25 protein-coding genes are annotated in these 21,515 nt (G+C 41.5%); 13 read left to right on the forward strand and 12 right to left on the reverse strand.

The features are described 5' to 3' along the window. Positions 1 to 36: 36 nt before the first annotated feature. From ACSLUR_RS17505 to ccoN, 8 genes are all read right to left on the reverse strand, one after another. On the reverse strand, positions 37 to 708 hold the full coding sequence (locus ACSLUR_RS17505; RefSeq protein WP_448556598.1) for a sulfite exporter TauE/SafE family protein: 672 nt from the start codon (positions 706 to 708) through the stop codon (positions 37 to 39). Then, positions 708 to 941, reverse strand: coding sequence for a cbb3-type cytochrome oxidase assembly protein CcoS (gene ccoS / locus ACSLUR_RS17510; RefSeq protein WP_448556599.1), 234 nt, complete (start codon positions 939 to 941; stop codon positions 708 to 710). Before ccoS ends, ACSLUR_RS17505 begins: the two co-directional genes overlap by 1 nt. Further along, complete coding sequence (locus ACSLUR_RS17515) at positions 938 to 3,331, reverse strand: heavy metal translocating P-type ATPase (RefSeq protein ID WP_448556600.1); 2,394 nt, start codon at positions 3,329 to 3,331, stop codon at positions 938 to 940. Before ACSLUR_RS17515 ends, ccoS begins: the two co-directional genes overlap by 4 nt. A 10-nt stretch (positions 3,332 to 3,341) precedes the next feature. Beyond that, positions 3,342 to 3,836: a FixH family protein gene (locus ACSLUR_RS17520; protein WP_448556601.1), complete on the reverse strand. Its 495-nt coding sequence runs from the start codon at positions 3,834 to 3,836 to the stop codon at positions 3,342 to 3,344. A 324-nt stretch (positions 3,837 to 4,160) separates the two neighbouring features. Beyond that, positions 4,161 to 5,135, reverse strand: a complete 975-nt coding sequence (ccoP, locus tag ACSLUR_RS17525; RefSeq protein ID WP_116000413.1) for a cytochrome-c oxidase, cbb3-type subunit III — start codon at positions 5,133 to 5,135, stop codon at positions 4,161 to 4,163. Further along, positions 5,135 to 5,308 (reverse strand): cbb3-type cytochrome oxidase subunit 3, encoded by a 174-nt coding sequence (locus ACSLUR_RS17530; protein ID WP_116000412.1) that lies wholly within the window; start codon positions 5,306 to 5,308, stop codon positions 5,135 to 5,137. Before ACSLUR_RS17530 ends, ccoP begins: the two co-directional genes overlap by 1 nt. A 5-nt stretch (positions 5,309 to 5,313) precedes the next feature. Then, positions 5,314 to 5,958 (reverse strand): cytochrome-c oxidase, cbb3-type subunit II, encoded by a 645-nt coding sequence (gene ccoO, locus ACSLUR_RS17535; protein WP_220347692.1) that lies wholly within the window; start codon positions 5,956 to 5,958, stop codon positions 5,314 to 5,316. 23 nt (positions 5,959 to 5,981) lie between these two features. After that, the gene (ccoN, locus tag ACSLUR_RS17540) at positions 5,982 to 7,406 is read right to left on the reverse strand and encodes a cytochrome-c oxidase, cbb3-type subunit I (protein ID WP_116013669.1); all 1,425 of its coding nucleotides are present in this window, start codon (positions 7,404 to 7,406) and stop codon (positions 5,982 to 5,984) included. Positions 7,407 to 7,686: 280 nt separating this feature from the next. On the opposite strand from ccoN, the gene ACSLUR_RS17545 reads away from it, so the two are divergent. Continuing rightward, complete coding sequence (locus ACSLUR_RS17545) at positions 7,687 to 8,151, forward strand: hypothetical protein (RefSeq protein ID WP_448556602.1); 465 nt, start codon at positions 7,687 to 7,689, stop codon at positions 8,149 to 8,151. 107 nt (positions 8,152 to 8,258) lie between these two features. On the opposite strand, the gene ACSLUR_RS17550 is transcribed toward ACSLUR_RS17545, so the two are convergent. The 3 genes from ACSLUR_RS17550 to gloB all read right to left on the reverse strand — a co-directional run bounded on the left by ACSLUR_RS17550 (position 8,259) and on the right by gloB (position 11,508). Beyond that, positions 8,259 to 8,876: a LysE family translocator gene (locus ACSLUR_RS17550; RefSeq protein WP_448556603.1), complete on the reverse strand. Its 618-nt coding sequence runs from the start codon at positions 8,874 to 8,876 to the stop codon at positions 8,259 to 8,261. A 148-nt stretch (positions 8,877 to 9,024) separates the two neighbouring features. After that, positions 9,025 to 10,644 (reverse strand): lytic transglycosylase, encoded by a 1,620-nt coding sequence (locus ACSLUR_RS17555; RefSeq protein WP_448556604.1) that lies wholly within the window; start codon positions 10,642 to 10,644, stop codon positions 9,025 to 9,027. Between the two features lie 84 nt (positions 10,645 to 10,728). Continuing rightward, on the reverse strand, positions 10,729 to 11,508 hold the full coding sequence (gene gloB / locus ACSLUR_RS17560) for a hydroxyacylglutathione hydrolase (protein WP_448556622.1): 780 nt from the start codon (positions 11,506 to 11,508) through the stop codon (positions 10,729 to 10,731). Positions 11,509 to 11,792: 284 nt separating this feature from the next. On the opposite strand from gloB, the gene ACSLUR_RS17565 reads away from it, so the two are divergent. The 3 genes from ACSLUR_RS17565 to ACSLUR_RS17575 all read left to right on the forward strand — a co-directional run bounded on the left by ACSLUR_RS17565 (position 11,793) and on the right by ACSLUR_RS17575 (position 14,530). Beyond that, on the forward strand, positions 11,793 to 12,692 hold the full coding sequence (locus ACSLUR_RS17565; RefSeq protein ID WP_448556605.1) for a methyltransferase domain-containing protein: 900 nt from the start codon (positions 11,793 to 11,795) through the stop codon (positions 12,690 to 12,692). A 91-nt stretch (positions 12,693 to 12,783) separates the two neighbouring features. Then, positions 12,784 to 13,542, forward strand: coding sequence for a DUF1223 domain-containing protein (locus tag ACSLUR_RS17570; protein WP_448556606.1), 759 nt, complete (start codon positions 12,784 to 12,786; stop codon positions 13,540 to 13,542). A gap of 85 nt (positions 13,543 to 13,627) precedes the next feature. Beyond that, a complete protein-coding gene (locus tag ACSLUR_RS17575; protein WP_448556607.1) occupies positions 13,628 to 14,530 on the forward strand; it encodes a haloalkane dehalogenase in 903 nt (300 codons plus the stop codon). 110 nt (positions 14,531 to 14,640) lie between these two features. Here ACSLUR_RS17575 and ACSLUR_RS17580 read toward each other — a convergent pair whose 3' ends face one another. Then, positions 14,641 to 15,051: a hypothetical protein gene (locus tag ACSLUR_RS17580; protein WP_448556608.1), complete on the reverse strand. Its 411-nt coding sequence runs from the start codon at positions 15,049 to 15,051 to the stop codon at positions 14,641 to 14,643. A gap of 220 nt (positions 15,052 to 15,271) precedes the next feature. Here ACSLUR_RS17580 and ACSLUR_RS17585 point away from each other — a divergent pair, with 220 nt between their 5' ends. The 9 genes from ACSLUR_RS17585 to ACSLUR_RS17625 all read left to right on the forward strand — a co-directional run bounded on the left by ACSLUR_RS17585 (position 15,272) and on the right by ACSLUR_RS17625 (position 21,387). Next, positions 15,272 to 16,129: a LysR family transcriptional regulator gene (locus tag ACSLUR_RS17585; RefSeq protein ID WP_448556609.1), complete on the forward strand. Its 858-nt coding sequence runs from the start codon at positions 15,272 to 15,274 to the stop codon at positions 16,127 to 16,129. A 168-nt stretch (positions 16,130 to 16,297) separates the two neighbouring features. After that, positions 16,298 to 16,615, forward strand: coding sequence for a hypothetical protein (locus ACSLUR_RS17590; protein WP_448556610.1), 318 nt, complete (start codon positions 16,298 to 16,300; stop codon positions 16,613 to 16,615). A 61-nt stretch (positions 16,616 to 16,676) separates the two neighbouring features. After that, positions 16,677 to 17,492 carry a methyltransferase family protein gene (locus ACSLUR_RS17595; protein WP_448556611.1) on the forward strand — a complete coding sequence of 272 codons (816 nt, stop codon included), beginning with the start codon at positions 16,677 to 16,679 and terminating at the stop codon, positions 17,490 to 17,492. Positions 17,493 to 17,866: 374 nt separating this feature from the next. Then, complete coding sequence (locus ACSLUR_RS17600) at positions 17,867 to 18,430, forward strand: hypothetical protein (protein WP_448556612.1); 564 nt, start codon at positions 17,867 to 17,869, stop codon at positions 18,428 to 18,430. Between the two features lie 445 nt (positions 18,431 to 18,875). After that, positions 18,876 to 19,253: a DUF6896 domain-containing protein gene (locus tag ACSLUR_RS17605; protein WP_448556613.1), complete on the forward strand. Its 378-nt coding sequence runs from the start codon at positions 18,876 to 18,878 to the stop codon at positions 19,251 to 19,253. Between the two features lie 122 nt (positions 19,254 to 19,375). Then, entirely contained in the window at positions 19,376 to 19,888 is a 513-nt protein-coding gene (locus ACSLUR_RS17610; RefSeq protein ID WP_448556614.1) for a hypothetical protein, read from the forward strand. Between the two features lie 121 nt (positions 19,889 to 20,009). Beyond that, on the forward strand, positions 20,010 to 20,462 hold the full coding sequence (locus tag ACSLUR_RS17615; RefSeq protein ID WP_448556615.1) for a hypothetical protein: 453 nt from the start codon (positions 20,010 to 20,012) through the stop codon (positions 20,460 to 20,462). A gap of 160 nt (positions 20,463 to 20,622) precedes the next feature. Then, positions 20,623 to 20,991 (forward strand): hypothetical protein, encoded by a 369-nt coding sequence (locus ACSLUR_RS17620; protein ID WP_448556616.1) that lies wholly within the window; start codon positions 20,623 to 20,625, stop codon positions 20,989 to 20,991. 168 nt (positions 20,992 to 21,159) lie between these two features. Next, positions 21,160 to 21,387, forward strand: coding sequence for an ExbD/TolR family protein (locus ACSLUR_RS17625; RefSeq protein WP_448556617.1), 228 nt, complete (start codon positions 21,160 to 21,162; stop codon positions 21,385 to 21,387). The last annotated feature ends 128 nt before the right edge of the window (positions 21,388 to 21,515 follow it).

Raw genomic sequence — 21,515 nt, forward strand, 5'->3', positions numbered from 1 at the left:
CCTTAATATTTCCTTGGAATTACGCTCGGTATAGTATTAAAACATCAGCCTGTAAGCAATAAACAATGTATAAAAACCGTAACAGATTAGACCTGTAGCCAAAACGTTTCTAAATGTTCGATTTTGTAGCATATTTTTGACCGAGAAGACGCCAAAGGAAAGGGTGAGCAATGCGGGTAGGGTACCAGCACCAAATGCTGCCATAATCAGTGCCCCTTGGCTAAAGCTACCACTGGCGAGCGACCATGTTAGCGTTGAGTAAACTAAACCACAGGGTAACCAACCCCAAACAGCCCCCAAGCCAAATGCTTTACGTTTGTTATTTACCGGCAAAAAGTGTTTCGCTAACGGCGAGATAAATTGCCAAAGCTTTTTACCGGCTTGCTCAACCTTCGCCAGTAACATAAACCACTGGCCTAAATACAAGCCAAGTAAAATTAGAAAGACGCCTGACAGTAGTCTTAAACCCGTTAGCGGTACACCGAAGTTTTTTGCCGTAATTGAGCCGGTAAAACCGACAATACCGCCGATTAAGCTATAAGAGAGGATACGGCCTAGATTGTAGCCTGCTACAAGTGAGAACTTTTGCTGGTTTTGTCCGGCAGGAATGGCCGACAACAACATACCAGAAACGCCGCCACACATGGCAATGCAATGGCCTGCACCGAGCAGGCCAATAATAAATGCCGAAAATAGATCGATGTTCATTAACGCTTATTGCTAGTGTCAGATGATGTGCCAGATGATTGCTCTGAAGCTTCGGTATTACTTACTTCGGTATTCGCTGTCTCATCTTTCAACTTTTCATCATCGAATAAGATGCTTAAACCTTCTTTTTCCAAATCATTAAATTGCTCGGTTTTTACCGCCCAAAAGAACAAGTAAATGCCGACAATAAGCAGGATGATAGCTATGGGAATTAGTACGTAAATTACACTCATTTTTTCAATAATCGCAACGAGTTAGTGATAACCAATATTGAACTGGCTGACATGCCAATTACCGCCATATAAGGCGTAATGTAACCGCAAACGGCTAATGGCAGTACAATAGCATTATAGCCAAATGCCCAGCCATAATTTTGCCAGATAATACGGCGAGTCTTTTGTGCAACATGACGCAATACCGACAATGACGTTAATCGGTTGTTAAGTAAAATCACATCAGCGCCACTTTTTGCGACGTCTGTACCACCGCCCATGGCAATGGAAACGTGTGCTGCGCTAAATACTGGTGTGTCGTTTACACCATCACCGACCATAGCCACAGTATGATCACTTTGCAGTGATTTTACCTTTTCCATTTTCTCGTGCGCACTCAGGCTCGAATGCACGTGGTCTATTGGTAGTTGATCGGCAATTTGTTGGCAGCCCGCACTGCTATCACCTGACAGCATATACGTTGTCATCGCTTTCGCTTTTAGCGTGCTAAGCACACTTTGGGCGTCTTCACGTGCGCTATCGGTGAGATAAATAGCGGCAACTAGCTTGTCGTTAACCATCACAGCAATTTGTGCGTCGTCACAATTTAACTGTTTTGCCTGACTGCTGTCGGTAATTAACCAACTGACTTTACCCAGTGAAATTTCATCGTTATCTACTCGGCCTGTAACACCGAGCCCTGGATGTACTTTAATCTCAGTTGCGTTAATCGCAAAGTCGCGATACTGGGTAAATGCTTTAGCAAGTGGGTGTTGAGAATGAGCTTCCAGCGCTGCTACCAAGGTTAATAGTTGCTGTTCACTATAGTTTTCATCAAAGCGCTTAAGCTGGGTTACTTGAAACTCACCTTGAGTGAGCGTACCGGTTTTATCAAACGCGTAGGTGTCAACTTCTGGAATCGTTTCCATCACATGGCCTGATTTGATCATAATGCCATCACGATTAAGGCGCGTAGTGCCGCAAGTGAGCGCGGTTGGCGTGGCAAGCGATAATGCACAAGGGCAGGTAGCAACTAACACGGAAAGCGTGATCCAGAACGCTTCACTTGGCATATGTTGCTGCCAGTATAGTGCGGTGCCTATCGCGGTTAGTAAAATAATAGCAACAAAATACTGAGCGATTTTATCGGAAAGTTGGGCGATTTTAGGCTTGTGCGCTTGCGAAGACTCGCTTAATCGGATCAGTTGGCTTAAAAAGGTATCACTACCCGGTTGTACAACATTGGCAACTAGATTGCCATCGCCATTAATAGTACCGGCAAATATATTGTCACCAATTTTTTTCGCCACAGGACGCTGTTCACCAGAGAGCATGGCCTCGTTAAAGTGGCTATCGCCGTGTTCAATAACACAGTCTGCCGGTACGGTTTCGCCCGGCTTAATCATCACTTTATCGCCAATTGCTAATGATTTAGCAGCAACATACTGTTCTATATCGTTGACGAGTTTAGTCGCCGTCATTGGCATGAGTTTCAATAAATTGGCAGAGACTTGCGCGGCACGAGAGCGAGCGCGAAACTCTAAAAACTTACCAATGAGCAGTAAAAAGGTGAACATGGAGACAGATTCAAAATAAACCTCACCTTGCTGACTAATGGTCGCCCACGCACTGGCAAAAAAGGCCAGCAGTATGGCGATAGATACGGGCACATCCATTGATAAGCGTTTTGATTTCAACGCATTAATAGCGCCGGTATAAAATGGCAGCGCACCATAGAAAATAATAGGCGTGGTCAGCAGTAAGCTGGTGTAGCGAAGATACACTAGATTGTGCTCTGACATATCAGAGAACGCACCGAAATATAAACCAACGGCAATCATCATCACTTGCATCATTAAAATGCCAGAAATGCCTAAGCGTTTAATAAACGTTTTGCTTTGCGCTAAGTTTTGTTGCTCAGCATCGCTCGCTTTAAAGGGCAGGGCATGATAACCAAGTCGTTCAATTTGTTCTATAATCTTACTGAGCTTAATGTGATCATTTTGCCAGTGAACCGAGGCACGTTGGGTGGTGGCATTAACCGAAATGTTACTGACACCACTAATTTGCTCTAGCTTCATTTCGATCAGCCACGCACACGCGGCACAGCTAATGCCATCAACCGTTAAGATGGTTTCTCGAGTATTACCGTCTTGATGTGTAAATTCATGCTGGAGATTATCATCATCGAGCAGTTGATTTCGTTTCAACTGCTCTGGTACTAGTGCCGTACCTTTGGGGGCATTTTCGGTGCGAAACTTGTAGTAGTCGGTAAGGTTATTTTCAACGATAGTTTCGGCAACCGCCTGACAACCAGCACAACACATGGCTTGTGATTGCTGATCAATCGTCACAAATAGCGAAATACCCTTAGGAATGGGCTCGCCGCAATGAAAGCAAGGATCTGACATGTGTACGTTATTATTGAGCTTGTGCTGGGTTTGGTATTAACTCAATGAATTCTTCTTGTGGTAATGCAACTGTTGCTTGCACTTTCCAGTTGTTTTCAAAAGATGATAGGGTAACACGCCACTTGCCAGATACTGCTTCTTCAAAGCGGTGTCTGAAATCACCATTGCCGTCAGGCGTTAGCGCTAAGTAAAAATCTCTTTCTTCTAGCGTTGGGTGATAGAAATTGGCATTAATGACTGGAAATTCTTTTTCAATGCCGAGTGGGCGAATAACTAATTCATTATCAGAAAGTTTTAAGCCGAATTTCATGCCAAGTTTTTGAGCAAGCTTAACTTTAGACACCTCAATATTAATTGCCTTACCCTTTTTATAGTAGTCACCTACCACTAAGTCATCGGGGTCGGTGTTTGCAATAATCACGGTAGTGATACCTGCGATCACCGCAGATAAAGGTAGGAAAAAGACTAACCAAGCCCACGGTTCTTTATACCAAGGAGTTTTCATTAATTTATTCTACAGTCTAGTTACGACAAATAAGGACAATATTGTAGCGTTTTTCATCGTCGGTCTCTACGATTTAATCGAAAATTTAAGATCTGGGTCAATAAAATCTAACCGCGCAATTTCATGAGCAACATCTATAAAAAGAGTGACTTAGGTTTGCGAGTAATCTATGTAGCTCCTATGAAAACGTTCTGGTGAAAAACGGTTAGGTGTTGAAAGCCCTTTTAAATAAAAGGCTAGGAGTGTGGGCATTAATAGGGCATAAAAAAACGCCTTGCTAATTGCTTAGCAAGGCGTTTTTAAAATGAAACTTGTGTTTAATGATTACTTATTAGATAAGCTGTAAACGTAAGCACTGATAACGTGAATTTTCTCTTCGCCTAGGATATCCAACCAAGCTGGCATTACACCGGCACGGCCATTGCGAATAGATTCTTCAACGGCTTTTTGTGAGCCACCGTATAACCAGATGTTGTCGTTAAGGGCAGGTGCACCAAGTGCGATACCCATAGCATTGCTGCCTTGACCTTCTGGACCGTGACATGCCGCACACATTGCGAACTTAGGCGCTGCTTTTGCTGCGTCTTCAGCGTTAACTTCACGGCCACTCAAGCTTAATACGTAAGCTGCCATTTCTTTAACACCTTGCTCACCACCTAGTGCTGATTTCCAAGCCATCATACCATTAGCCTTACGGCCGTGGATTAATGAGTGCTTGATGTCAGCTGGTGTGCCGCCGTATAACCAATCGTTGTCCGTTAGGTTAGGGAAGCCAGTTGTACCGCGTGCGTCAGAGCCGTGACATTGTGCACAGTTTTGTAGGAACAAACGTTGACCTACTTTACGTGCTTCTTCGTCACCAGCTAAATCTTCAATGCTACGCGCTGCGTATGCTTCAAAGATTGGGCCGTATTTTTCGTCAGCTTGCGCTACTTCACGGTCGTACTGGTTAAGTACACCAGAATCTGACTTTAAGTTAGCAGCAGTTAACGCTTTTGACTCTTCGATGCTCATAATACCTTGGTTAGATGACTTCCAGCCAAAAAGACCTTGCCAGTTACCTAAACCTGGGTAGAAAAGTAAGTAGCCGAAGCCCCAAATGATAGTAATTAGGAAGAATGTCGACCACCACTTAGGAAGTGGGTTGTTTAATTCTTCGATACCATCAAATTCGTGTCCCATTGATTCGCCTTCAGGGACACCAGCGAAGTTCTTTAAACACCAGCGTAATAATAGGTAACAACCTACTAATGTTCCTAGTGAAAGAACTGTAATCCAAATACTCCAGAAGCTAGACATTATTTATTAGTCTCCTGTTTGTTTACCTCATCTTTGTGGTCTTCTTCGAAAATAGAGTTCGCTGCTTGGTCAAAAGACGATTTGCGACTCTTGCTGTAAGCCCAGACCACAATGATGATAAAAAGTGCCAATATTAGAAGGGCAATTAACCCTCTTAGTGTTCCATAGTCCATGGTGATTACTTCAATGCGTGACCTAACGACTGAAGGTAAGCGATGATAGCTTCCATTTCCGTTTTACCTTGTACGTCAGAACGTGCATTTGCGATGTCTTCAGCTGAGTAAAGTGGAATAGGGTTGCCATTTTCATCTTTATGGCCACGGTTACGAGTTAACATGTTGAACGTTTCTAACTTCTTCGCAGTTAGCTTGCCGTCTAACGTGTTCTCTTCTAACCATCTGAATGATGGCATGTTTGACTCTGGCACTACCGAGCGTGGGTCGATTAAGTGAGCACGATGCCAGTCATCACTGTAACGGCCACCAACGCGCGCTAAATCAGGACCAGTACGCTTAGAACCCCATAGGAACGGATGCTCCCATACGTGCTCACCAGCAACTGAGTAGTGACCGTAGCGTTCAGTTTCTGCGCGGAAAGGACGGATCATTTGACTGTGACATACGTTACAACCTTCACGGATGTAAATGTCACGACCTTCCATTTCTAGCGCAGTGTATGGACGTAAGTTAGTTACCGGCGTCGTTGTTTCTTTTTGGAAGAATAGTGGGGTAATTTCCACTAAACCACCAATACTGATCGCCATAATCGTAAAGATGAAGAACCAGCCAACGTGCTTTTCAACTTTTTCGTGCTTGTTTTGCATATTATTAGCCATGATAACGCTCCTTAAGCTGCTTCAACTTTCTTAAGGCTGCCGTTTTCAGCACCTATGGTTTTTAACATGTTGTAGATCATGATACCGAAACCAGCTACAACCAATACACCACCTAAGAAACGCATAAAGTAGAATGGGTAAGAAGCCGTTAAGCTTTCAACAAAGCTATAAGTTAACGTACCGTCAGTATTAACTGCACGCCACATTAAGCCTTGCATTACACCTGAAATCCACATTGCTACGATGTATAAAACGATACCCGCAGTGTGCATCCAGAAGTGGATGTTGATTAAGCGAACGCTGTACATACGCTCTTGGCTAAATAACACTGGAATTAAGTGGTACATTGCACCAATTGAAACCATTGCAACCCAACCTAACGCACCTGAGTGAACGTGACCAACAGTCCAGTCAGTGTAGTGAGATAGTGCGTTTACAGATTTAATCGCCATCATTGGGCCTTCAAAAGTAGACATACCGTAGAAAGACAATGAAACGATTAGGAAACGAAGAATAGGGTCATTACGTAGCTTGTGCCATGCACCAGACAACGTCATGATACCGTTGATCATACCACCCCAAGAAGGAAGGAATAATACAACAGACATTACCATACCTAAGCTTTGTGCCCAGTCAGGAAGTGCTGTGTAGTGTAAGTGGTGAGGGCCTGCCCAAATGTATAGCGATACTAGTGCCCAGAAGTGAACAATAGATAAACGGTAAGAGTAAACTGGACGTTCTGCTTGCTTAGGTACGAAGTAGTACATCATACCAAGGAAACCTGCTGTTAATAGGAAGCCTACAGCGTTGTGACCGTACCACCATTGCATCATTGCATCGATTGCACCGGAGTAAATCGAGTAAGACTTCATACCAGAAATTGGAATTGCCATGCTGTTACCAATGTGCAATACCGCAACGGTAATGATGAAGCCACCGAAGAACCAGTTCGCAACGTAGATGTGCGAGGTCGTTCGTTTGATTACAGTACCAAAGAATACAATTGCATAGCTTACCCAAACTACCGTGATAGCAATATCAATCGGCCATTCTAATTCAGCGTATTCCTTACTTGAAGTGTAACCTAACGGTAGGGTGATTACGGCAGCAAGGATAATTGCCTGCCAACCCCAGAAGGTGAACGATGCTAAGCTGCCACCAAACAATGCTGTTTTACAAGTACGTTGTACAACATAGTAAGATGTAGCGAAAAGTGCACTAGTACCAAAAGCGAAGATTACCGCATTGGTGTGCAGTGGACGTAAACGGGAGTAGGTTAGCCAAGGAGTATCGAAATTTAGCGCAGGCCAAATTAATTGAGCTGCAATTAAGACACCAACTAGCGTACCTACAAACCCCCAAATGACAGTCATCACAGTAAATTGACGTACAACTTTCATGTTGTAGTCTACTGCTGCTGTATTACTTTGACTCATGTTATGGTTTCCGCAGTTTTTAGTTATTCATTAACAGAACGTGGATTGCGCCTAATGGCCCGCAAAACGATCTCACTTAAAGCTAACCTTAAGTTATAGACCAAATTTTGTGAGTCACCAGCGGTTCTCCAACCCGTGCGCATATTAAAGAGTTACCCCCAAAAAGTCATTAGCGTTACGGGTAAAACCTGTTCTAAATCAAAAAAAAACTGAGATATCCGCCATAATCAATAAAAATGCCAGTAAAATACCATTTTATCGACCGTGAAACGGCAGTGTTGTGACGAAAAAATACACTTATATCATTTTGTTTTTATTCTCTTTATTTGGCTGTAAACCAAGCGGCAATCGCATAGATATTAGCCAAGAGGTTGGCTGCATTTATGGTCAATCTAGTTGTCAATTATCCACTCAGTTTGGCGAGGTTAAGCTAGGTTTTAACACTAAATTCTTAGTTGCTGAAACGCCGTTTGAGATGCACCTCTTGGCGCTACCAAACGAGCTATCAGTGACTAGCGCACACATGGCTGGCGAAGATATGTATATGGGTAAAATCCCATTGTTTTTCAAACAGGTAAGTGATGATGGCTGGGCGGCGCACACCATGTTCGGTAGCTGCGCACAAGCACAAATGACATGGCGAGTGTGGTTAACGCTTGAATCGGCCATTGGCGAGACGCAAACAGTTAGTTTTACCGTGCAAAGTTTTCAAAGTTTCAACGCCATACCTGAAGATTTATTGTAATCTTCGGGGATAGTCTTACAGCTTAGCTGCTAATCATGACAGCTATTGATGGATTTTATCCATGACTTCTATCCATTACTTTTATACATCACTTTTGTAAAAGGCTGCTAGCCAGCAAATAGCCATAGTGCGACACAAAGCATTAACCCACCTGAAATTCTATTGAGTAATTTCACGTTGCCCTGCGAGGTGAGTAACTTACCTATGGTTTTCCCACCAGTTGCATAAAGCATCATGCAAATAAACTCTGAAAATAAAATAATGGCGACCAGAAAGCTTAGCTGCGGTGCCAGTGGCATTGATTGGTTAATAAAAGGCGGTAGTAAGGAAACCATAAATGCCCAGCCTTTGGGGTTTGCTATGGCGGTGACAAAGCCTTGTGAAAAAAGTTGTAGCGGCTGTCTTTCCACATTGTCGTCCTTACTAATGGCAAGCTTGCCTTTCGAACGCCACATGTTAATACCGATATACGCTAAATAAATGCCACCGATAATTTTTAGGGCGGCGAATGCGCTGGGGTAGTTAAGCATTACCGCCGCAACCCCCATTACAGCAGCAATGGCAACGCTAGCAACGCCCAATAGCTCACCAAACATCATAAATAGCGTGCGCCTGACGCCTATAGACATGCCCAGCGTCATCGCTAAGGTCATACACATGCCAGGTGTGATGCTAACGAAAAAAATGGTTGGAATAAAAACGGCGAGCAGGGTGGTATCTATCATCTGATTTTCAAGTGTTTGTCATTTGTACCAATTAAATTAGAAGCCAAAACCACAATGCATTAGCTCAGTGAAAAACGGCTCCTTAAGGAGCCGTTTTAATCATATTAATTTTTTGAGGCTTAATCGTGTAAGCCAAAGCTATTTGTGCCTATATGCTGTTGGTAACGTCAACAGACAATTTCAGCATTTGGCCTGGTTGTAAGTAGTTTTTGCGGCTTAAGCTGTTCCAACGCTCAATATCTTTAATGGACACGTTAAACTTATTCGCAATACGGGCAAATGAGTCACCACGACGCACCTTGTAGGTAATATTGCGCATGACAACCTGTTCAGCAGGTTTACCGGCTGATTGCTTTAATCCACTTTTTTGCCAAATCACGAGCTTTTGACCTGGTTTAATGTAGTCACGCGGTGCCATACCATTCCACTTCGCAATGCTCTTGGTAGAAACATTGTATAAGCGGCTAATATCCCAAAGTGTGTCGCCTGATTTCACCTTGTGGTAGGTTTTGATGCCAGTACGTTTGCGCTGCTGGGTTTTGGTTAAACGCTGTTCTTGCGACAAAATGTAGTTATCAAGCGCTTGCGCCGCGACAGGGATCAGCAAATGTTTACCTGCGCGAATATTATTGCCTTTAATGCTGTTAACTCTGCGGATCAGCTCTGGTGTGGTATGAAACTTCTTGGCGATACGAATTAAGCTGTCACCTGATTTGATCTGATAACGCTGCCAAGACAAACGCTCTTTATCGGTCAGTTTTGCTAAACCTGTTTCAAATGCTTCAACTTTTGCGGTTGGTACAACCACATAATGTGGACCGTCTGGATCGGTTGCCCAACGATTAAAACCTGGGTTTAGTCGTTGAAATTCAGCAAGAGATAAATCTGCTAATCGTGCGGCTTTGGCTAAATCGAGCTGCGATTTAATATCAACCGTTGAAATGACTTGGTTGTTGTTAATTTTGTATAAGTTTAAACCGAAGTCATCAGGACGCTTGACAATATCAGCCAGTGCTAGCAATTTGGGCACGTAAGCGCGAGTTTCTTTAGGTAAGTCAAGCGACCAAAAGTCAGTTGGCTTGTTCTTACGCGCATTAGCTTTCATTGCACGTTTGACTCGACCTTCACCTGAGTTGTAGGCAGCAAGGGCTAATAACCAGTCACCGTCAAAATATTTATGAAGGTATTTAAGGTATTTGATTGCACCATCGGTTGAGGCAATTACGTCGCGTCTGCCGTCGTACCACCAATTTTGCTTCATGCCAAAGCGTTTACCTGTACCGGGTACAAATTGCCACATGCCCGATGCTCGACCGTGAGAGTAGGCAAACGGGTCAAAGGCACTTTCAACAATTGGCAACAATGCCATTTCAATTGGCATATCGTTTTTTTCAAGCTCTTGCACTATGTAGTGCAAAAATGGCTCTGCGCGCTTTGCAACGCGATCTAAATAGCTTTGGTGTTTTGCATACCAGTTGCGCTGTACAACAACACGCTTGTTTTGAGGGATATCGAACGTAATTTGTTGTTGAATATGTTGCCAAATATCATCCGAGATATGGATGTCATCATCCGCTAAATTAATATCAACGTCAGCTACAGGATGAATAACGTCTATGGATTCATCAGCCATTAATGCTTGATTGATTTCAACCGGAGTCGCGATGTATTCATTGGCGGCGATTAAATCAGATGATTGCTCTTGCTGTGTGGTTTGACAGCCGAGCAATAGTAAAGAGGCTGATATTGAAAGTGTTAACTGCTTCATAGACGCTTATTTTGACAAAAACTAACCGAATTCTACTGGTTTGAATAACTAATTCAAGTTGTTATTAAATTTCATGAATCGTCGCTAAAATTCATCTTTCCAGCGTCGAACCGCAGCGAACACGTCAACTTCATTACAAAGTGTTTCGCCTGTGTATGATTGTGCGCTCTGCTGAACTTCAGCTTGGTCAGCACGTAAAAAAGGATTAATTGCCAATTCTCTTGCCATTGTGGTGGGTATGGTAGCTATTTGCTGTGCTCTTAATTGCTTAGCGGTTTCTACATATTCATTGAGTTCTGCATTATTTGGCTCAACGGCTTGCGCAAACGCTAAATTGGCTAAGGTGTATTCGTGCGCACAGTACACAGTTGTTGTTGGTGGCAATTGTTTAAGCTTGGCAAGCGAGTGGTGCATTTGCGCAGGCGTACCTTCAAATAAACGGCCACAACCGCCACTAAATAATGTATCGCCACAAAAAAGAACATCGTCGTTAACGTAAACAATATGGCCTGCGGTGTGACCTGGAACATCAAGCACTTGAAAACTCAGTTGAGGCTTATCGATATTGACTCTATCGCCCTCGGTTAATGGATAACGACAAAGGGGAATATTTTCAGTGGCAGGGCCATAAACATTGATGTCGTTACCATATTGCGCAACAAGCGCTTTAACAGCGCCAACATGATCACCATGATGATGAGTAATCAATATATTGGTCAGTTTCAGGTCGTTAGCTTCGATGTAGTCTATGCAAGGTTTAGCTTGGCCGGGATCAACAAGTGTTAGTTCAGGTTCATTTTCTTGTGTAATCGCCCAAATATAATTGTCGTTAAATGCATGAATCGCCGTTATATTAATAGTCATAGAGTTGTTTAATTCGCTAAATGTGCCCAATTGTTGGCTAGTATAACTAATACCAATTTCAATAAATACTTGATCATTCTGGCTGGCTAAAACGCTCATAAACTTCGTTGTTATTTTTGAAATTAGAACAACTAGTTACCAAAAAATAACGCCTTGTTTATGAACCTTTTTTCTACGCCATAATTGTTCAACTAATTAATTCAATTGGTATAAATTAAGTCGTTTGCATAAAAATAACGAGTAGTAGTCATGGGTGAAAATAGCTGTTGGAGTAATAGATAACGATGAAATCGGCTTTAGCCTACCGAGAACCGAGTTCACCGCAAAGCTGGCAGTCTTTGCCGATGGGCAATGTGATACTTGATGCGATTAATCAAACAATCGCGCCGTGGACTGCGAAATTCTTTGGTTATCATCTGATGAAAATAGGGGCATTGAGTGGCGCTTTAGATACCCACTTATCACCCATTAAGCATCAAATCACCGTCGCTCATTGTCGCCATAATAGTTCTGTAATTGCTGATATTGATGACTTGCCGTTTATCGAACACAGCGTAGATGTGTGTTTACTGGGGCATGCATTAGAGTTTAGCGTTGATCCGCACCATGTGCTTAGGGAAGCGAGTAGGGTACTAATTCCCAATGGCTACATGGTGATTACTGGTTACAACCCTATAAGTTTTGCCGGATTAAATAAAATACTGCCATATCGCCGTAAACAAATGCCTTGGCGAGAGCACTTTTTTACCCCGATGCGGGTTAAAGATTGGCTTGAGTTGATGGGCTTTGAGATTTTGGAAGATACGCGTTTACTGCATTCAACACTAGCTGGGCAAGCCTCTGCAGATAATCAAACAGCCGTAAAACAAGAAACTGCTAAACCAGCAACAGATGCTGGTGGCAATGAGCAACCTTTGCCACAGGGTAAAATAAAACAAGCATGGCAAAAAATCGCACAAGCTTATTTTCCCGCTATTGGTAGTATTTACGTGATTGTCGCGAAAAAACGCGTACACCCACTGACACCGATAAAACCTAAATGGCGATTACGCCCAAGTCTACAGCCAGCGCGAGTGCCTTCTATGAACAGTAATAGACTGAATAGCAATAGTCTGAATAGCAACAGAGTGGTTAGCAAAAGAGTGCTTAGCAACAGAAACAGCAAGGTATCTAAAAATAAGTAGTGCTTTAACAAACTACCCTTGTGCGTAAAAAGAAATTTTATTGTCGTTGGCCGTTTCTTAACTAAGACAGCCCGTTAACAAACTCAATGCGATGAAGTTACTACCAATACCAAGTGCAGTTACCTTAACGTTTTCCTATCTGTGCCTGTTACTTTCCTTTGGCACGTTTTCTCAAACCTTTGTTAGTCCCAAGCACCAAGTTAACTTAGTAGAAGTATATAGCTCTCAAGGTTGCAGTAGCTGTCCTCCAGCAGAAAAGTGGCTTAGTCAATTTAAAACTGACAAACGCCTGTTTGAGCAGTTTATTCCAATTAATCTTCATGTCGATTATTGGGACTATATTGGTTGGAAAGATCCTTACGCCTTTCGCGTTTTTACTAAACGTCAGCAAAATTACCAGCGCCTTGGTCACACACAAAACATCGCTACCCCAGGTTTTGTGGTTAACGGCAAAGGGTGGAATGGTTGGTTTTACCGCCAAGAATTACCGATAGATAATGCGTTAGTCGTTGGCGAGCTTAGTGCCGAAATTGATGAACAACAAGTAACACTAACCTTTGACGCTGAGCAAGCCCTACCACCATATATTCAGGTACATGTTGCGATTCTTGGGTTTGATCAATTAACGCGTGTTACTCGTGGTGAAAATAGAGGCAAGGCATTGCCACATGATTTTGTTGTGATTGATTATCAGCAATCCAGTGTCAAAGTCAGTAATACTCAGTTGACGACGAGTTTGCCAATTCCTAACAGCGGTAAGTTTGAATCAACCGAAAAAGCAATTGTTGTATGGCTTTCCAAGCGATTTGACCCTAAGCCTATACAAGCCGTTGGTGGTTGGTTAGATTAATATCGCTGACTATAAAACAAACAGCCACAAAGTATATTTATTTACTAATCTCATAAACGTGAAAAATAAGAATAAGGAATCGAGTATGCCGATAGTTGCACTGAGAACGCCTGAAGAAAGATTTTCATTACTTCCAGCCTTTCCATACCAGCCTAATTATGTTGACGATTTAGAAGGTTATGAAACGCTTCGCATGGCTTATATTGATGAAGGTAGCAAAGATGCCAAAGCCACTTTTCTTTGTTTGCACGGTGAGCCAAGTTGGAGTTATTTGTATCGTAAAATGATCCCTGTGTTCACTGAAGCGGGTTATCGTGTTGTCGCGCCTGATCTTTATGGATTTGGTCGCTCTGATAAACCTGTTGATGATGATACATACACCTTTGAATTTCACCGAAACAGCTTAATGCGATTGATTGAGCGCTTAGATTTGAAAAATATCACCTTAGTCTGCCAAGACTGGGGCGGGATTTTAGGCTTAACCTTACCCATGGATATGGCCGCTCGCTTTGATAATTTACTAGTGATGAATACCGGCTTGCCCGCAGGTGACGGTGCAACAGAGGGCTTTTACCGCTGGCGAGGATTTTGTGCCAGTGCACCAGAAATTCCAGTTGGTGGCTTAATTGCGACAGATGCCGGCAGTGCAATGAATATGCTGGATGTTGTTGCTTACGATGCTCCATACCCGGACAATAGCTACAAAGCAGGAGTGCGACGTTTTCCGCAGCTCGTGCCAGTAGACCCAGATATGCCAGCTATTGATATAACAACGCGTGCTCGATCATTTTGGTCTAACGAGTGGCAAGGGCAAAGCTTTATGGCAATTGGTATGCGAGATGCCGTGTTAGGTGAAAAATCTATGGAAGTATTAAGGTCGTTTATTAAGGGCTGTCCAGAGCCCATGAAGCTCGACGAAGCAGGGCACTTTGTTCAGGAATACGGCGTGCCCATTGCCAAACAAGCATTAGCAAAGTTTGGTTTATAAATCCGTTTAATAACTCTGTGGTAGGTATACGTTTGACATTGACTATACCTACCATTTGGCTTTGTCAGAATGTCGCTGTGTTAACCCGCGCTAAATTGTATTTACTTGTATCAGTTAGCTCTAGAATAAATCGAGAGTATTGGAAACTTATGCTCGCCAAAATTAATGGTTAATGACAGAGTTTCTCCAGCTTTAAAATGTTGCTCGACATCTATAGGGTTAATTCGCTCACCATTTGCCGTTAACGCCAGTAAATGTTTTTGATCTAGCATTCGCCATCCGCTCGCTAAATTTCTGACCGTAACCACGGCCCAGCGTTCGCCAGCTTGGTTACTCATCAAAGCATAGTTGATAACCGCAAAGTCACTTTTGCGAGGCTGACGATTTTGTTCATTGGGGTAGGCCAGCTCAAAATTTTCGGGAATCAGGCGGTCAATGCTCAACGCCTGCTGATTCGCGACTGCATTTACGTTGAAAAACGCCGTAAAAAGTAAAAGTGATAGCACTATCTTTTGTATCATTAATGATTCCAGTTAATAAAGTTTACCTGCTATATTCGCAACTCAGGTTAGCGACTTAATCTAGCAATTCACGTTAGCAAAGCTTGCTTAACCTAACCTGAACTAATGCTACCGACGCTCGTCTCGCTCTAGCAGCGTGCTCTAAATTGGCTTGAGCTTCTTGGTTCAACTAAACTTTCTAAGTGCGTATATTTCCGTCTTTCTCCTGTATTTAGATACTATGAAACTTAATACCGATCGATTGAATGCGTTTTATCAGGTGGCATTAGACAAGAGCTTTTGTCAGGCGGCCGACAACTTGTTTATTACCCAATCAGCCTTGTCACAACGGGTGCTTAAGTTGGAGCAGGAGCTGGGCACCAATTTACTGATCCGCAGTCCTGAAGGCATTGGTTTGACAGAGCAGGGGAAGGCACTTTTTGAATATGTGTCGGACTTGCAGGCACGCGAGCAAGATGTGTTGAATCAGGTGACTGGCCGTAGCGCCATCGCTAACGGCATTATTCGCGTCGGGGCGTTCAGTTCAGTGATGCGTTCGGTGATCATGCCATCATTATTGCCTTTGATTAATTCCCCCCATCAACTGAAGGTGGAGTTCTTTTCCAGAGAGCTGCGTGAATTACCTCCTTTGCTGTTGTCCGGAGAAGTTGATTTTATTGTTGTGGATGCCGAATTCACTGACCCGCGTTTGCAATTTGAGTTACTAGGCCACGAAACCTTGGTACATATACGTAATAAGGCCAGCGAACATCGATTGGATCCGCCTATTTTTCTAGATCATGATGCGCATGATGTTACCACCTACAACTTTTTTGACACCCAAGGAATGGCGGACTTTGAGTTCGACCGCTGTTTTTATGATGACGTCTACGGGCTGATAGATGGTGTTCGCCTTGGGTTTGGTGAAGCTGTGGTGTCTGAGCATATTATTAAAGACAGTGATGATTTCGAGATTGTTACCCACGCGAAAGCCGTCACCAGCCCAGTCATTCTCTGTTATGTGAAAAACCGTTACATGTCGGCATTACAAAAACAAGTTATTGAGCATCTGCAACAGAATGCTCCTCGTCATTTGTGAATTTGTAAGCTTCGAGAAAATTATTCTTTTGCTCGTACACAGACACTAATACATTGTATTTACTAGTATTAAAGCAATTCTTATAGGGCAATTAATTTTAATAATTGTACCTTCATAACCGCTGTCATTAAGCTTGGTTTCGTCCAATAACGGAACGGGAAAAAGACGATGGCTAAGCAAATAAACACGGTACAAAGTTCGGTAAAAAAAGAATCGGCAAAACCTCAAGGGCAATCACACGCTACTGCAAAGAGGTATTCGCAATACTTCTTAGGGCTGTGCGTGCTCTTCATTGTTTCAGCGGTCTCTTTCTGTCCTGTCACTCAAGCTGCACTAGCAAACGTGTTGCTACCAATAATCTCTTATTTGAAATTGAGTATTTTGAAATTAAGTGCTTTGACATTCAGTACTGAGGGGATTGCCTATTTGGTGTTCTTCGGCTTATTGGTGATTGGATTAAGAATGCAAACCAAGTATCAGGGTTGATACTTGGCAATAAACTGACTGATGCAGAAACCGACACATAACTTTAAATTAGGATGATTCCATGAAAACATTACAACTTGCTATTAGCGCGGCCATATATTTGCTGTTTTGGTGTGTGTTTACGTATCTACTGGTCTTCTTAGGCGGACCATTCTTTAGCTATTATTTACCCCTGCCGGAAATCATTAAAACGGTAGGAAGTGGCCCAGTTTTAGGCAATATTCCATTGTTACCCGCAGTGATAGCTAATGCCTTGTTGATTGTTGCCTTTGGTATACAACATAGTGTGATGGCCAGATCAGGGTTTAAAAAACTTATCTTAAAATGGATACCCTCGTCGTTGGAGCGCAGCGTATTTATGCTGGCAACTTGCTTCGTGCTTATCTGGTTTTATTTGGCATGGCAACCTATCGACATTATGGTTTGGCAAGCCACAGGAATGGCCTCGGTTGTGCTGCAACTTAGCTTCTTCGCAGGTGCAAGTTTGGTGTTGTGGTCAACCTTTATGATCAGCCACACGCAACTTTTTGGGATAGCTCAGGCTTGGTATGCCTATAAAGGGAAGCCTATGGTAGAGGAAGATTTTAAAACACCATCTTTGTATAAAGTCTCTCGCCACCCTATGTATCTGGGGATGTTGATTGTGTTCTGGTCAACCCCTGAAATGACAGTCGGCCATCTAGTTGCAGCAAGCTTGTTCTCTATTTATGTGTTTATCGGCATTGGTTATGAAGAGCGTGACTTATTGGCGAGATTTGGCAAAGCCTACGCCGACTATATGGAACGGGTGCCGCAGTTATTACCTATTGGGTTGAAGCGAGTTCAAAGCACACAACAGCAACAACCTACAAAAGCTCGTACTCGATCTATCGGCTGATATAATATTCAACCCCAATAAGAAAATTTATGACTCTTTATGTAACTGGCTGTTTATCTTGGTGATAAGCAGCCATTAAGTAATAAAGTGGGGCAACTAAAACGACACATATTCACCTTTTCTCTCAAAAGCCATAAAGACAAACATTTTTTAATTTCTACATGTATATAAATACAGATTACAGTAAATCCTCCTTTCCGCGTTGAAAGCGCGCAAATTGCACGCTTTTAACAAACATATGTTTTATCGCATTTGTTAAGTTGTTGACTAGTATTGAAAAGTCCTTTCAATTAAAGTAAACATCAATTAATAAAGTGTTGAAGGGAATTGTGGAAAGCGCGCAATTTGCCTTCTAATAAACTGTTAGCTTACCTATGAGTAAATTTGATAAATTAAGCAATGTTTTATTTATAGTTCTGATTTGGCCTGTTATCGCATTTACTTGGTTAGATAGCGTAGACCCTCCATTTATAAATAACTCTATATCTATTTTTTTCAATTGGTGGTTTATTCCGATATTGGTTATTTCTGTATACATTTTTGTTATAACCAAATATAAAAAAGATGAAAAGTACAGAAAACATATCCAGAATTTACTGAAAACTGAGCTTAAGAAAAATTGGTTTTATTACTTAATTTCGCCAATATTTTTATACGGCGTATTTTATGTTTATCTAGCTCCTAACTTTATTCTTGCCAGTTACTACTTTTCGAGTACTAATTGGTCGAGTGAGTACGTTGTAACAAAAACTAAGAATTGTGGCTCTGATTATGAGAGTAGCTGCATTAAAGTATTTGTAAAAAACATAGAAGATAAAACTGAAGACAATTTCAGGTGGTATGATGACAAACAGTTAATTCACAATTTAGCAAATCAGCGAATTAAATTAAGTGGCGTAGAGTCATTTGGGAGAATTATAGAGCAGATTGAATGGTAAGCTAACAAGCCATTACAGTAACGGGACTGCTAATAGCTTGCTCGGTTCCGCTTCGCTTCACAATTTTAGCAAGCTATTATCAGCCCCTGAATGGGGCGTTATGTACCACCACAAATTCAAGGATGAAAGTTAATCAAAGAAAGCACTCTTTTCTGAATTTATCTGCACGTTCATGTGCTTTTCGCCGTTAGTATTTTGCTCTATTTTTCAGAATGGTTAGCGGCTCAAAATTCAGGTTTAGCGTGTTGTGGTGGCGAGTTGCTGGTAGGCTGGGTTCAAATGCTTTCTAAGGTTGGCTTTTAACCCAACCCTCGCTAAAGTAAGAAGAATTTACATAACAAGCAAATTAACTGGGACTTAAAACTGCGGGCTCTTTTCGCTTCGCTCAAGTTTAGCCCACAATTTTAAGCCCGTTATTTGGGCGTTATATTCTCAGGGAAGTTTTGTGAAAGACGAAGATTTAATCAAAAATCTAATTCCTTTGTGGCATGGTGTCATGGCATGGGCAAAAGAGGTTTTGCTTCATTCCTATAAACTGGATGATGCGAAAGACATTTTGGGGCGAGAATATAGAGGGCGAAATCAAATTCCCGGAACGAATTGGTTTTATCGCACACATGGTATAGGTGTAGATATATTTAAAACCCCTGAAGTTGGTGGAATTGATTTTGATTTCGGAAAAGATGAGCCAGACGAATGGCGCTTAAAAGTCTTCTTCGAAAAACAATTCAATGATGGTCAATTGCCTTACGCTGATTACCAGCATCTAGCTGATGATGAAGAACGTTTGGAGAAAGCGATCAAAACGGTTTTGAACAATTGAGAATATAACAAGTAGTTCAATCGGACTTGTAAAGCTTGTCTCGGTTTTTGCAAAAGACGCAAAAACACAAGCCAATCATTACAAGCCGTTTAACTAAAGCGTTATACACCTAAGGAGAATTGGTGAAGCCATTCGAAGTATCCAGAAATTCGAAACGACTAGAATTAACCAGATCTAAAAAAAGTGAAATTATTGGTCTCATTCTGTCGGGAATCTTCTTTTCTGCATTTTTGATAAGTGTTATCAATACTGATTTTTCATCAGTTGATTCAATAAGCAGTTTTACTTCACTAGTAATAGAGAACCCAAGTTTTTTATTTGTTGGTTTATTAGGAGGCATTGTTTTTGCTCAAGTATGCTCGTGTTTAAAATTCATCCTAATAGGCGAAAAATATATATTTGATGTGCCAAGTGAAAAAGTAACTAGAAATAAAAAAAGTTTTGTTAATTTTGCAGATATCGAAGCTATACAAATTAGAGTGTTTTCGGGGGATACTGACACTTACGACCTAACATTACAAATGTTAAATGCAAACCCCAAAAAAATATCTGATTTTAAAGATTTATCTTTTGTAAAAGAAGTCGCTGGTAACATTGCTGACGTTACGAATAAAAAAGTAGTTATAAAAGAGTAAGCAGTGTATAACAAGCCAATCAAGTCGGACGCATAACAGTTGGCAGCGTTCACTTCGTTCACAATTTTAGCCAACTATTATTCGCCGCTTATTGGGGCGTTAGGCATACAAGGAGAGTTCATTGAAAACATTAACTTCGCTACTAATATCTTTGTTGCCTTTTTTTACTTTTGCTAAAAATAATTACTTCCAAGTAAACATCTTTGAGCAAAATATTGATGTTCCAACTAGCTGTGTTTTGCAAATAAGGGAAGATGATGAACCCACTAGATTATCTTTTTATAAGTGTGATGAAGAAACCAATTTACTAATTTCTAAATTCAATTATAAAAGCATCATGGATCTACAAAATGCATACGAGACCACAAAACATACCGAGAGCAAAATTGGAAATTTAACTCATTTTCACATCGAAGCGGCTATTGATACACCTAATGGTGAAAGCATTAATTTTATAGATGCTTTTTGTGATGTTCAGTTTTGTATTATCCCTTTAGGTCCATCAGAACACATTGCAAATGGCATCAAGGCTCAATTGCAAAGTATGCCTAACAAGAAAATTAAATCGGACTAAAAACGCTTGGCTTGGTTCGCTGCGCTCACAAGTATAGCCAAGCATTTTTAGCCGTTTATTTAAGCGTTAGGTGCTTAAATAGCTTTATCGTGGTATCGAGCTATTAAGCATAGAAAATAAATGCAAAGGGAAATACGTGCCGAAGACCAAAAGAAGACTATTGGATAGCAAAGACTCTACAGAGTTATACAAACTCACGAATCCTAAAATTGTAGACAAACCCAATTTGCACGTAGTTATTAGATCTAATGATGGAGATTGGTCTATTGAAGATTCACATATATTAAGGGGGTATGCTGGATCACAGCGGAGTCTCGAAGGCAAAGTAAATAGATATGAATCAAGAAACTTGTGGCCTAATCAATGTGAACTGGGAATTGGAGTTTATATAAATGGAACCCTCAGCCAAGTATTAGTAGCTAAAAACCTAGGATGCAAGCCAGTACAAAATCAACGAAATACTCTCCCATTAGATGATGTTCTTAGCGTGGTAGGCCTAACTAGAGATGATATTAACAAATGCGATTAAGTCGCACCTAACAAGTTACTCAAAAGGACGCAAAACGCTTGGCTTGTGCTCCTTCGTCGCAAAGTATAGCCAAGCATTTTCCGCCTTTTAGTAAGGCGTTATGTGATTCTGAGGTTAAGCGTGTTCAAATATGTTTTGTTAATTTTTCTACTTTTAAACGCCTACTCTATGAATGCTACCGAATATGATAATTTGATTATCGAAGTAAAAAATGAAGGATTGTTTATTGATAAAAAAGTAGTGGATGATCTCAAACAATACATACAATATTCATTTGATTGTAAGGGGAAAGTTATTTTAATGATTGATAGAAATATCGAGCATAAAAAGAACCGAAAAATCATGGATGTATTAAAAGAATCAGGTTGCGAAAAAATATCAATCGCATCTATATGAGTAAAATCACATAACAAGCGCATTAACAGGGACAATGCAGTTCCCCCGTTTTAGTGGACACCTCCTTATCTCAATGAGGAGGCTATTATGCCCAGATATACCAACCCCAGAAAAACATGGTTTTACCC

The sequence above is a fragment of the Thalassotalea montiporae genome (assembly GCF_053485855.1).